Raw genomic sequence first — 11,828 nt, forward strand, 5'->3', positions numbered from 1 at the left:
GCAATGGAAAATATTACCGCAATACAAAGTTTGCTGATTGCACTTTGGGTAGGGGCAGTCATGTCACGTGCATTTTTAGGTGGAGCGACATTAACGTTACGTTTTTCCCCGTTGATGACGGGTTTGATCGCAGGTATCGTAATGGGGGATGTTCAACAAGCAATGATTATCACAGCAGCGATCCAACTAATTTATATGGGGGTTTTCTCTCCAGGGGGAACGATGCCTTCTGAACCAGCAATCGCAGCAGCGATAGCGGTTCCGGTCGCTTTGATGGGTAACCTGCAGCCTGAAGCCGCGATAGCGGTAGCTGTTCCGGTAGGTTTACTGGGTGCTTATCTGTACCAATTCAGATTTTTCATCAACACGTTTCTGGGTAAATACACCGATAAAGCCGTAGAAGACTTGAATGACGGCGGAATCGTGAGATCGATCATCCTTTATCCGACAATCGCTTCTTTCCTTTTGTTTGTGCCGTTAGTATTCATTGCTTTGTACTTCGGAGCACCTGTTATCGCTGATGTCATCACCGCTCTTGAAGGTACGGTTGTGTTCCACATCCTTACAGTTGTCGGCGGCGGTTTAGCGGCTATCGGTATTGCAACAACGATTTATGTCATCGGCCGTAAAGACTATATGGTTTTCTTCCTGTTAGCTTACTTGATGAGCGTTGTGTTGGCTTCCTTGTCAATCACAATGGTAACTTATGCCATCATCGGCGCTTTGATTGCAGCCATTTTCGTACTGGCTAAAGGACAGGGTACAAAAGCAGCTCCTGCTTCCGCGGGCAGTGCCTCTCTTGATGATGACGATGATGACGATTTCTAAAAAGCAGGCAAATTGAAAGGAAGATGAAAAAATGATAAACGCTAATCTAGATGCTAAAGAAAAAAACAAGTTAGCACCAGAAGAAATAACCGCTAAAGATGTTACGAAAACCTATTTACGCTGGCACTTTGCGAACGAAATTCCCCACTCATTCGAACGTTATCTGGCGCCTTCGCTGCTTTATGCGATGATGCCGATTCTGCGCAAACTGTACAAAGATGAGGATCAATTGAGAGCTGCCTACAAACGTCAATTGCTGTTCTTCAATACGCAACTTTCATGGGGTGGCGGCGTCATCACAGGGCTGATGTCTTCGATGGAACAAGAACGCGCCAAAGAAGTTGTGAACGGCGAAGAAGTTACCATGACTGACGATCTGATGTACAATACGAAAGCTGGTTTGATGGGCGCTTTGGCAGGGATCGGTGATTCGATCGACTCAGGGACTGTGCAATACATTTTCATCGCCATCGCTGTTCCTTGGGCACAAATGGGTAGCCCAATCGGCGCCTTATTCCCATTCGTCGCTTTTGCTCTTTACCAAGTATTGTTAGGTGTATTCTTTGCACGAAGCGCATTCAAGACAGGCAAAAATGCGACTGGTGTGATGCACAGTGCTGGAATCCAGACTGTCATCGAAATGCTGTCTATCCTGGGTATGTTCATGATGGGGATTTTAGCCGGAAATTACGTTAAAGTTTCGTCAAGTTTAGAATTTGCAATCTCCGGACGGCCATTTGTCCTTCAGGAAACGCTGGATAAGATCATGCCTGGCATGTTGCCGTTGGCTGTTGTTCTGGGTGTATACTTCTACTACATCAAAAAAGGTCTGAAAGTAACACGTGCGTTAGTAGGGTTGACGCTGATTCTGATTGTTCTGGCAGGCATAGGTATTCTATAAAAGGTTCATTAAGAAAGGGAAGTGTGAAAAATGGGAGTAGTAAATTTAGCGCGTGTAGATGAAAGATTGATCCATGGTCAAGTCATGTTGACATTATCCCAACGAGACGGGGTCAATTCGATTTTTGTAGTTGATGATGTTGTTGCCAAAGATAAATTCATGAAAGATTTATACAAGAGTGCGGGAAGCCGTACCGGACAAAAAACGATTATCATGACGGAAGAAAAGTGCAAATTTTATTGGGATGAGTTCAAGTTTAAAGAGTACAGTGCTATCCTGATCACAAAAACAGTGACAGGCATCTACAACTTGGTCAAACATGGTGTTCCGATCAAGGACCTGAATATCGGCGGAATCGCTAAAAAAGGCGATGACGATATTCTGGTTACAAAATCGGTTTATCTGAACAAAGCAGATGCGCTGAGATTGAAAGAATTAAATGAAGAATATGGTGTCGAAAACATCTACTTCCAAGCAACGCCCTCTTCTTCAAGCTCCAGTTTAGCGGATGTATTGAAGCAATTCGGGTTATAAAATAAATCTGAGCGAGGAAGCAGTTATTGAGTAACAGCAATAGCTGCTTTTCTCAAACATGAAAATAGTGAGCAAGATGATAGGTGGCAAATACTATGCAGCAAAATGAAAAATTTAAAGATTGGCTATTTCGATATCAGTCCTTTTATCGTGTGCGTCGCACGGATAAAAGCAAACGGCGGTTTCTCTCGGCATTGGTGGCGGATATTTCAGAGATGCGGGAAGATGTGCAGGTGATCGAGTACAATCGACACGAAAAGTATGCTTCAAGGAACGTTTACGTTGGCGATATCGAAAAAGCGGATCAGATCATTTGCACATATTATGATACGCCGATTCAGCATTTTGGTCCTTATGTTTTATTTGACCGAAAAGAACAGGAAAAACGGACGACCAGTTTCATCGTTGCCACTTCCGTGTTATTGCTTCTGGCAGGTATAGCAGGAACGCTCCTTTATATGCGGTACGCTTCAGGTACGGCTGACTTGATTTCTGTTCGTACCGCACTTATTGCTCTTGCATATGGCGTCTATTTTTACTTGTTCGGAAAAATCACTAAGGGACTACCTGATCGGAGAACTGTGGTCCGGAATACATCGTCAGTTTTGGCTTTGTTGGCGATGATCAATGATACAAAAGTAAAAGACGAGAAGACAGCTTTTGCTTTTGTGGATGAAGGTAGTTTTGGTGAAAGTGGTCTCGAAGCAATGCTTACGCCCAAAAATAAGAAAGCAAAGATATTTTATCTGGATTGCGTAGGTGCGGATGCACCGCTGCATGTCATCGGAAATGATATTTCTAAGGCGAAATTATCGGAAATGAGTATTGATCATCAGTCATCGGACGAAAAAATCAATTATATCTTCAGTGCAAAAATATCGGAAAAAGAGCAAAAAACGCAATTTCATCTGGATAAATCGGAGTTGAACAAAAAGAATTTAAATATGGAAAATATCACAAAAGTTATGGAATTGTGCAGATAAATGCTGTGCATTCTCCAAAACAAAGGAGGATTATTAATGTTAGGGATTATCGTTGCGACACATGGAACGTTAAGCGATGGACTTAAAAATTCGGCGGAAGTGATTTTTGGGCCGACGAATAATATCAAAACAGCGAACTTGAATCTTGGAGATGACGTTCAGGCGTTAGGCGCAAAAATTAAGGAATTCATCCATGAAGTAGATCAAGGGGATGGGATTATTGTGTTGGTGGATCTGGTGAGCGCCAGCCCGTATAACCAATCGGTGCTTGTGACGAATAGTCTGGAGAAACCACTGCAAGATTCTGTGCATATCATTGGCGGAGTAAACCTTCCGATGCTGTTGGAAGCAATCAACCATCAATTGATCGGAACACAGGTTGATCAAGCCGCTAAAGCAATTATTGCGCAAGGGAAGAGCAGCATCAGCGATTGGCATGTGTCCATGGTTACAGAAGATGATGAAGAGGACGATACTTTTTAAGAAAAATAGAAGGAAAAGGGGAATGCTGAATGAAGTGGGGATTTAGATGGTACGGAGAAAAGGGCGACACGATTCCGTTGGATCATGTTCGCCAAATTCCTGGAATAAACGGAGTTGTGGGAACGTTATTGAACAAGTTGCCTGGAGATGTATGGGAAGTTTCTGAAATCCAAGAATTGAAAGAGTCCGTGGAAAAAGGCGGTCTGGAATTATTGGGGATTGAAAGTGTAGCGATCCATGATGCAATCAAAGCAGGAACACCTGAACGCGATCAATACATTGAAAATTACATTACGACAATCAAGAACCTGTCCGCATGCGATGTTCGCATGATTTGTTACAGCTTCAAGCCGATTTTTGGTTGGGCAAAGACAGACTTATTCTATGAAAACAAAGATGGCAGCTTCTCGCTTGTATACGATCAAGCTGTCGTGGACAAGATGGAACCGGCTGATATGTATAAACTGATCCACAGCCAATCGAAAGGCTTCAGCCTGCCTGGTTGGGAAGAAGAGCGTCTGAATAAATTCAGCAAATTGGTAGAAATGTACGAAGGCGTAACGGAAGAAATCTTATTTGAAAACTTAAGTTATTTCTTGAAAAAAATCATTCCAGTTTGTGAGGAAATGGATGTCAAGATGGCTATTCACCCGGATGATCCGCCGTTTGAACTTTTTGGCTTCCCGCGCATCACGAAGAATTTGGAAGACCTGAAAAAAATCCTCAGCATTGTTGATTCTCCATACAACGGACTTACGCTTTGCACAGGTTCCCTTGGAGCTGAACCAAACAATGATATGGTTGAAATCATCCATGAAGTCGGGAACAAAATCAACTTTGTTCACTTCCGCAATGTCGAATTTTTAGGCGAGCGTAAATTCAGGGAGTCCGCACATTTGAGCACGGATGGCTCCTTGGATATGTATGCCATCATGAAAGCTTTAGTAGATGTCGGATTTGACGGAGTTATCCGTCCCGATCACGGGCGTACTGTTTTTGGCGAAGTCGCAATGCCTGGTTATGGATTGTATGACCGCGCGATGGGCATTACGTATCTGCAAGGATTGCTTGAAGCAATTACGAAGGCAAAAGGATAAATTTCCGCGATGCCAGAAAGCGAGAGTTGAAAATGCCAGCAAATATGGAACACGAAATCTATCGACAAATCGAAGAAACGAAATTGTTGCCTCTTTATACAGCGACTGATCTTTCTTGTCTGGAGCGGTTGGAAGAGATTTTAATCAAGAACGAAGTGCGTTTTATCGAAGTGACATTCCGAAGTGACTTAGCTTTGGATGCCATCAGGAAGTTAGCCCAGTCCGGAGAATTGATTGTCGGCGCAGGCACTGTGCGGACGTTGAAAGAAGCGAAGGATGCGGTTGAAAATGGCGCAAAATTCATTGTTTCACCAGCAATCGTTCCGGACGTAATCGAGTACTGTATCGGACAGGATATCCCTGTATTTCCTGGAACGGCAACGCCAGGAGATATCCAGCGGGCTACGGAATTCGGTATCAAGGTTGTGAAGTTTTTCCCTGCAGATATTTACGGAGGGTTAAAAGCGATCAACGCTTTGAGTGGTCCTTTCTATGACGTCAAATTCTTGCCGACCGGCGGAATCAACGCTGACAATTTTATGGACTATGTCGAAAATGACCACATCGTAGCGGTAGGCGGCTCGTTCATCATCTCTGAAGCAGTCATCAAAAAAGATGATGGAAAGACAGCCGATAAAATACTGAAAACACTGGTGGATAAAATCAGAGCTTAAAATTGGTTGCTGGGTAATGCATGTTCAGGAGTATTGGGCAGAAATGCAAAAAATAGCCGTATGCGTTGTGATTCATTTCGCGCATACGGCTATTTTTGCATATCGATTGGATAAACTGTTGCATGTCTGTTTTGGGACAAAAAAACGTTGGATGCTCGATCATCCAACGCTCACTCCGCTCTTATTCGGCTTTTTTGTTCTGATCAACCATCAAATCACGGATTTCTTTCAGATAAAGTTCAACAACCGGTACTTCTGCTTCAACTTCCACGGGTTCTTCCTCGGGCATTTTGCGTTTGAGTTTGTTGATTACCTTTATCATCATGAAGAGGACAAGGGCAATCAGCAAGAAGTTCAGTACGGCTTGCAGGAAATTACCATACGTGAAGTCTGCCTGGCCGATCTTGAAAGAGAGGCCTGTCAAGTCTGCGTTGCCGGTTACGGCTACGATGATCGGTGTAATGATATCTTTGACTAATGAATTAACGATTGCTGTAAATGCACCCCCGATGACAACCCCGACGGCAAGATCAAGCACATTCCCACGCATGATGAATGTTTTAAATTCTTTCCACATATTTTTCACCTCCATCTAATATAAGTGTATTTCAAGTTCGGCGAAATGGCAAAAAATACGGAGTATAATGGATAATATTTCTGTGTTTTTAGCAAGTCGTCTGTTTGATGTAAGCGTCAATCGGATAGTCTTCGAGGGGCAAGGTGCTTTGTTGCTCACGGACCAGTTCGGTCAACAAATACCCGATCAATGGGCCGGAAGTCAACCCGGATGAGCCGAGACCGCTTGCCGCGAAGCAGTTATCCAGACCCGGGACACTACCGAAAAAGGGGCTGAAATCGGAGGTGTAGGCCCGCGTACCGACACGGATATCCGCGATGGGCGCTTCTTTTAGGTCAGGGAGCCAAGCATAGGCTTGTTCCAGCATCGGATCCGTAATGGAAGCATCGGGCTGTAGATCATAGCCTTTGTCGGTTTCATGGCTTGCGCCGACGACTGTTTTCCCTTGGCCAAACGGAAGCAGATCGATTTCACCTTGAGGCATAATGACCGGGCAGTCCTGCAGAGCGCTGTCTTCAGTTTGGAGGACAACCAGCTGCCCTTTTTGTCCGCGAACGTCGACTGTGTACCCGAGCGGCTGGAGTAGCTCGGGTAGCCAAGCGCCTGCCGCCAGGATGACTGCATCGAATTTTTGCTGTCTTCCGTCCGGTGTCAAGACGGACAAGGTGCCATCGTTATCCTTGGAGAGTGAAACGGTCCCTTTGTGGATACTGCCTCCGAAGCGGGTTGTCGCCTGCAGCAATGTATTCGTCAATTCCCGACCGTCCACGCGGGCGCCGCCGCCCACGTAAAGGGCTTGTTCGACGTTGCTGAGCGGCGGGAAGATTTTTTTGATTTCGGTGCCTTTGAGGATAGCGACGTTCCCGATCAGAGGTGCCTGCTTGCGACGTTCCAGTGCACGGTCATGGACCTCCTGGAGGTATTCGACGGATTGTCCTAGGATCAGGGCGCCGCAACGTGCGTAGGCATCCGTCTCCAAGCCGTCGGAAGCCAAGTCGGCCATCAGTTTGTCATAAAAAGCCGCGCCTTCGGAGACGAGGCGGTACCACTTTTTGTTGCGGCGTCTGGACAGCCAAGGGCAAATGATTCCTGCCGCTGCGGCTGTTGCTTGGCCGGTACCGCTGTCGAACACGCTGACGCTGTAGCCGGCTTTTGCCGAGTAGTAACTTGCGGTGGCGCCGACGATGCCGCCACCGATGACTGCAATCTTCTTTTTCATTGGTGTAATCATTCCTTTTCTCTGTAAGACGGTGTTTGCTGCTGATGGACAGAAAAAGCCGGGAACGGTGTCCCGGCTCTCGATATTTTTGATGAGGATTCTTCTTAGGACCTGATTTGGCCTTCACCGTAGATGATGTACTTATAGGAAGTCAATTCCTTCAATCCCATCGGTCCACGGGCATGGAGTTTTTGCGTACTGATGCCGATTTCTCCACCGAAGCCGAAACAACCGCCGTCCGTGAAACGAGAAGAGGCGTTGATGTAGACTGCCGCTGAATCGATATCGTTCAGGAAGTTCTGTGCCGTTTGGTAATGATCGGTGACGATCACTTCGGAATGGCCTGTGCTGTATTTTTGGATATGCGCGATGGCATCGTCATAGGAGGAAACCACTTTGACTGCCAAAATGAAATCTGAGAATTCGGCAGCGAAATCTTCTTCTGTTGCTGGAACAGCTTCAGACAGGATGCTGCAAGTCTTCGCATCGCCGCGCAATTCCACTTTATAAGGCGCCAAAGCTTCCGCGAAAACAGGCAGAAAAGCATTCGCGATTGCTTCGTGGACAACAAGCGTCTCGATGGAATTGCAGACGGAAGGGCGGGAACATTTCGCATTCACCAGAATGCGCGTAGCCATTTCTAATTCGGCATCTTTATCGATGTACAAGTGGCAATTTCCGACGCCTGTTTCGATGACTGGCACTGTCGCGTTTTTCAGTACGTTCTGGATCAGGCCGGCTCCACCACGAGGGATCAGGCAATCCAGATAGCGATTCATTTTCATGAATTCGCTGGCCAATTCGCGGGACGGATCAGGGATCAGTTGCAGCGTTTCCTTGGCGAAGCCGGCGTCCGCGAGGCCGGACTGCAATGCGGTCATGATGGCTTTGTTGGATTCCAAGGCCTCTTTTCCACCGCGCAGGATGACAGCATTCCCGGATTTAAAGCAAAGAGCACTCGCATCCGCCGTGACGTTTGGGCGCGATTCGTAAATGATTCCGATAACGCCAAGCGGAACACGCTGCTTGCCGATCATCAATCCATCGGCTGATTTCGTCATTTCCTCGACGTAGCCGACCGGATCAGGCAGTTGGGCGATTTCCTTGAAACTGTCCGCCATCCCTTTGATCCGTTGCGGATTCAAAGTCAAACGTTCGATCATCGGCGTCGGCAATCCATTGGCCGCGGCAGCTGCGATGTCCTTCGCGTTTGCGGTCAAGATAGCATCTTGATGCGTGTAAAGGGCGGCTTCCATGGCCAAAAGTCCCTCGTTTTTTTGCTTGGTTGAGGCTTTCCTCAGGCTGTTGGCTGCGGCTTTTGCGGCAATGCCCATTTCTTGCAATAAACTGTTCATCGAATATCCTCCTCTACTTATCTTCTCTCACAAAATAGGTTCCTATTTCTTTTCCAGCCAGTATATCGAATAGTACGGTCGGGTCGGTGGCTTGCGTCAATACCATCTGCTGCTTATTCTTCAGTATTTGTTTGGCAGCCTTCAATTTGGTTGCCATGCCGCCGGTCCCGAATTTCGAACCGTTCCCGCCAGCCAAAGCCATTTCCTTTGAAGTGACGGCATGGATGGTGTGGAAGAGCACAGCATCTGGATGCGCCGTTGGATTTTTATCGTAAAAACCAGGTACATCGGACAGCATGATCAACAGATCGGCGGAGATTATCTCCGCAACCGTTGCGGAAAGGCGGTCGTTATCTCCGAATTTTGTCAGGTGATCCAGTTCTTCGACAGAAACAGCATCATTCTCGTTTACGATCGGGATGATGCCCATTTTCAACAACTGTTCGAAGGCGTTTACGGCATTCCTGCGGCTTTCCGGGAACTGAACGATATCCAAAGTCATGAGTATTTGCCCGACGATCTGGTTATAGTGCGAGAAAAAGCGGGTGTAGAGGTTCATCAATTCGGCCTGACCGACGGAAGCGACTGCCTGTTGCTCGGGTATGGATTTCGGACGGTGCGGTAGGTTCAGGTGGTTGAGTCCGACACCGATCGCACCGGAAGATACCAAAACGATTTCCTTCCCCTGATTGCGCAGAACGGTCAAGACATAAGCAAGTCGGTCGATAGTCTGGTAGTTTACGGATCCGTCCGCCAGCATCAAAGAACTTGTGCCGATTTTGATGACGATCCTTTTGCAGTCCAATATTTTGTTGCGAATAGGTTCCATATGCACATCCCCGTTTACGATTTGATTTTTTTTCCTCTATAGAAAGAATAGTTTTTTTATGTGTTGCAGAGCTCGCATCCAGCGAGGTATTACTTCATATAGTATCATGGAATGGCGAAAAAATTAAGAAATAGCAAAAAAAAGCTGCCTGAAGTTATCAGACAGCCCTAAAGGAGTTGCTCTTTACTTTGGAGGAGTAAAGAAATTGAAAAAGATTGTTTGTGATTGGCCTACACTCATAGTAAAACTCAATTATGAAGAAACTGTGAAGATTATTTTATGAAATGGATAAGCTTTTATGCTGACGCAGTCAGACCAGTCCGAAAGTACGGAATGCCTGATAGAGACCATCATCGTCCACTGAAGTTGTGATATGATCCGCGACAGCCTTCAGTTCTTCCTTGGCATTCCCCATGGCGATCCCGACCGCACAATAGTCGAACATCTCCAAATCGTTCAAGCCATCGCCGATTGCAATCGTTCGCTCTTTGGGAAGGCTCAGATGTGTCAGTAACGCTTCAATTGCGGTCGCTTTGTGTACGCCTGGTACCATCAGTTCACCGCTGTCATCCCCAAACTGAGGGACGGTGCACTGAATCGTGTCAAAGGCGTTTTCGAATTCCGCCTTGATCTGTGCGAAAGAAAGTTTGTCGCTCTGAAGGAAACAGGCTTTATTGACATCAGTCTTATACAGATCCTCTTCACCGTAGATCAATCCCTCGATGAAAGGATGCGGCTGTTCTTCTTTACGTCTACGGGCATCCGGATCATTGGCGATGTCACCGTAAATGCAACGTTCCACATGAGGCAGGAAATTCTTGCTGGCGAACAGCCCGCCATTTGATTCCAAGTAAAAATCAACGCCATGCTGATCAAAGAAATCCACCATCCGTCTGACTTCGCTGGCCGGGACTGTCTTATGGTAAAGCATTCCGTCATTCAGTTCAACAAAGCCGCCGCCAGCACCGATGATGCCGTCAAAGCCGATTTCCATGATGAAATCATAGATTTCCGGTTTTGAGCGGCCGGTGCACAAATAAATTTCGTGCCCATTCAAGCGTGCCTGTCTGCATGCGTCCGCAGCGGAGGAGGGAACCCAGCCGTCATCCGTCACCAAAGTGCCATCAATATCCAAAAAAATGATTTTTTTATCCAATTATAATTCTCGCTTTCTGCCCTCCGATGGGGCTCTCCGTTTTTCATTTCTACTATATAATGGAACACCTGAAAATGCTAGCCAGAGGAACCGTGTGCTGACATGAAAACCACAATTTTATAAGAAACTTAAAAAAGTCGTTGACAGCATGCGGCTGCGATGATAGTATATAGAAGTTGTCCGCCAGAATCGGCTTTGAAATGATTTGAAAAAATGTTGACAGACGATTTAGAGCGTGATATTATATAAAAGTTGCTGATCCACGCATCTGCAAGCCGATAATACTTCTGAAAAAAATTCAGAAAAGGCTTGACGGAGAGCAGGAGCCGTGATATTATGAATAAGCAATCACGTAATACGTGATGCGCGATTGACCTTTGAAAACTGAACAAAGAATGAACGAACCAAATGTGCAGGGAGCTTAGACTTCGGTCGAAGCAAACGAAGGCGATACATCGTATTGCAAACATAAAGTCAGCAAGAAATTAAGAGCTTTTCAGCTTTTCATGAGGGTTTCTGTACAAGAGTCCACATTACATGAGAGTTTGATCCTGGCTCAGGACGAACGCTGGCGGCGTGCCTAATACATGCAAGTCGAACGGTCTTTTCTATCGGAAGCTTGCTTCCACTGAGAAGATAGTGGCGAACGGGTGAGTAACACGTGGGTAACCTGCCCATAAGAGGGGGATAACATCCGGAAACGGGTGCTAATACCGCATAGTTTTCTAGATCGCATGATTGAGAAAGGAAAGACGGCCTTTGTGCTGTCGCTTATGGATGGACCCGCGGCGTATTAGTTAGTTGGTGAGGTAACGGCTCACCAAGACGATGATACGTAGCCGACCTGAGAGGGTGATCGGCCACATTGGGACTGAGACACGGCCCAAACTCCTACGGGAGGCAGCAGTAGGGAATCTTCCGCAATGGACGAAAGTCTGACGGAGCAACGCCGCGTGAGTGAAGAAGGTTTTCGGATCGTAAAACTCTGTTGTCAGAGAAGAACAAGTTGGAGAGTAACTGCTCCAGCCTTGACGGTATCTGACCAGAAAGCCACGGCTAACTACGTGCCAGCAGCCGCGGTAATACGTAGGTGGCAAGCGTTGTCCGGATTTATTGGGCGTAAAGCGAGCGCAGGCGGTTCCTTAAGTCTGATGTGAAAGCCCACGGCTCAACCGTGGAAGGTCATTGGAAA

12 protein-coding genes and 1 rRNA gene are annotated in these 11,828 nt (G+C 46.4%); 8 read left to right on the forward strand and 5 right to left on the reverse strand.

Going from position 1 to position 11,828, the window contains the following annotated elements; genetic code table 11:
• Window positions 1-3: 3 nt before the first annotated feature.
• The 7 genes from TES5_RS12745 (at window position 4) to TES5_RS12775 (ending at window position 5,500) form a co-directional block, all read left to right on the forward strand.
• The gene (locus tag TES5_RS12745) at window positions 4-828 is read left to right on the forward strand and encodes a PTS mannose/fructose/sorbose/N-acetylgalactosamine transporter subunit IIC (protein ID WP_068562367.1); all 825 of its coding nucleotides are present in this window, start codon (window positions 4-6) and stop codon (window positions 826-828) included.
• Between the two features lie 31 nt (window positions 829-859).
• Window positions 860-1,729, forward strand: a complete 870-nt coding sequence (locus tag TES5_RS12750) for a PTS system mannose/fructose/sorbose family transporter subunit IID (RefSeq protein WP_068562368.1) — start codon at window positions 860-862, stop codon at window positions 1,727-1,729.
• A 30-nt stretch (window positions 1,730-1,759) separates the two neighbouring features.
• Window positions 1,760-2,263: a PTS sugar transporter subunit IIB gene (locus TES5_RS12755; protein ID WP_068562369.1), complete on the forward strand. Its 504-nt coding sequence runs from the start codon at window positions 1,760-1,762 to the stop codon at window positions 2,261-2,263.
• Between the two features lie 95 nt (window positions 2,264-2,358).
• Window positions 2,359-3,246, forward strand: coding sequence for a hypothetical protein (locus TES5_RS12760; RefSeq protein ID WP_068562370.1), 888 nt, complete (start codon window positions 2,359-2,361; stop codon window positions 3,244-3,246).
• 36 nt (window positions 3,247-3,282) lie between these two features.
• Window positions 3,283-3,729 carry a PTS sugar transporter subunit IIA gene (locus TES5_RS12765; RefSeq protein WP_068562371.1) on the forward strand — a complete coding sequence of 149 codons (447 nt, stop codon included), beginning with the start codon at window positions 3,283-3,285 and terminating at the stop codon, window positions 3,727-3,729.
• Between the two features lie 29 nt (window positions 3,730-3,758).
• On the forward strand, window positions 3,759-4,826 hold the full coding sequence (gene uxuA, locus TES5_RS12770; RefSeq protein WP_068562372.1) for a mannonate dehydratase: 1,068 nt from the start codon (window positions 3,759-3,761) through the stop codon (window positions 4,824-4,826).
• Between the two features lie 32 nt (window positions 4,827-4,858).
• Entirely contained in the window at window positions 4,859-5,500 is a 642-nt protein-coding gene (locus tag TES5_RS12775; protein ID WP_068562373.1) for a bifunctional 4-hydroxy-2-oxoglutarate aldolase/2-dehydro-3-deoxy-phosphogluconate aldolase, read from the forward strand.
• 181 nt (window positions 5,501-5,681) lie between these two features.
• On the opposite strand, the gene mscL is transcribed toward TES5_RS12775, so the two are convergent.
• From mscL to TES5_RS12800, 5 genes are all read right to left on the reverse strand, one after another.
• Window positions 5,682-6,077, reverse strand: coding sequence for a large conductance mechanosensitive channel protein MscL (gene mscL / locus TES5_RS12780; protein WP_068562374.1), 396 nt, complete (start codon window positions 6,075-6,077; stop codon window positions 5,682-5,684).
• A gap of 88 nt (window positions 6,078-6,165) precedes the next feature.
• Window positions 6,166-7,296 carry an NAD(P)/FAD-dependent oxidoreductase gene (locus TES5_RS12785; RefSeq protein WP_068562375.1) on the reverse strand — a complete coding sequence of 377 codons (1,131 nt, stop codon included), beginning with the start codon at window positions 7,294-7,296 and terminating at the stop codon, window positions 6,166-6,168.
• Window positions 7,297-7,400: 104 nt separating this feature from the next.
• Window positions 7,401-8,651, reverse strand: a complete 1,251-nt coding sequence (locus TES5_RS12790) for a glutamate-5-semialdehyde dehydrogenase (protein WP_068562376.1) — start codon at window positions 8,649-8,651, stop codon at window positions 7,401-7,403.
• 13 nt (window positions 8,652-8,664) lie between these two features.
• Window positions 8,665-9,471 (reverse strand): glutamate 5-kinase, encoded by an 807-nt coding sequence (gene proB / locus TES5_RS12795; RefSeq protein WP_198143354.1) that lies wholly within the window; start codon window positions 9,469-9,471, stop codon window positions 8,665-8,667.
• 319 nt (window positions 9,472-9,790) lie between these two features.
• On the reverse strand, window positions 9,791-10,636 hold the full coding sequence (locus TES5_RS12800; RefSeq protein WP_068562378.1) for a Cof-type HAD-IIB family hydrolase: 846 nt from the start codon (window positions 10,634-10,636) through the stop codon (window positions 9,791-9,793).
• Between the two features lie 533 nt (window positions 10,637-11,169).
• Between TES5_RS12800 and TES5_RS12805 the strand changes: the two genes are divergently transcribed.
• Window positions 11,170-11,828 (forward strand): 16S ribosomal RNA (locus TES5_RS12805); the annotation flags it as partial.

The sequence above is a fragment of the Trichococcus sp. ES5 genome (genome assembly GCF_900067165.1).
GTDB lineage: Bacteria > Bacillota > Bacilli > Lactobacillales > Aerococcaceae > Trichococcus > Trichococcus flocculiformis.

What these genes read in the sequence shown, in the direction of transcription:
- TES5_RS12745 (WP_068562367.1), top strand. Translation starts at nt 4, where the DNA reads ATGGAAAATATTACCGCAATACAAAGTTTGCTGATTGCACTTTGGGTA.
- TES5_RS12750 (WP_068562368.1), top strand. Translation starts at nt 860, where the DNA reads ATGATAAACGCTAATCTAGATGCTAAAGAAAAAAACAAGTTAGCACCA.
- TES5_RS12755 (WP_068562369.1), top strand. Translation starts at nt 1,760, where the DNA reads ATGGGAGTAGTAAATTTAGCGCGTGTAGATGAAAGATTGATCCATGGT.
- TES5_RS12760 (WP_068562370.1), top strand. Translation starts at nt 2,359, where the DNA reads ATGCAGCAAAATGAAAAATTTAAAGATTGGCTATTTCGATATCAGTCC.
- TES5_RS12765 (WP_068562371.1), top strand. Translation starts at nt 3,283, where the DNA reads ATGTTAGGGATTATCGTTGCGACACATGGAACGTTAAGCGATGGACTT.
- uxuA (WP_068562372.1), top strand. Translation starts at nt 3,759, where the DNA reads ATGAAGTGGGGATTTAGATGGTACGGAGAAAAGGGCGACACGATTCCG.
- TES5_RS12775 (WP_068562373.1), top strand. Translation starts at nt 4,859, where the DNA reads ATGCCAGCAAATATGGAACACGAAATCTATCGACAAATCGAAGAAACG.
- mscL (WP_068562374.1), bottom strand. Translation starts at nt 6,077, where the DNA reads ATGTGGAAAGAATTTAAAACATTCATCATGCGTGGGAATGTGCTTGAT.
- TES5_RS12785 (WP_068562375.1), bottom strand. Translation starts at nt 7,296, where the DNA reads ATGAAAAAGAAGATTGCAGTCATCGGTGGCGGCATCGTCGGCGCCACC.
- TES5_RS12790 (WP_068562376.1), bottom strand. Translation starts at nt 8,651, where the DNA reads ATGAACAGTTTATTGCAAGAAATGGGCATTGCCGCAAAAGCCGCAGCC.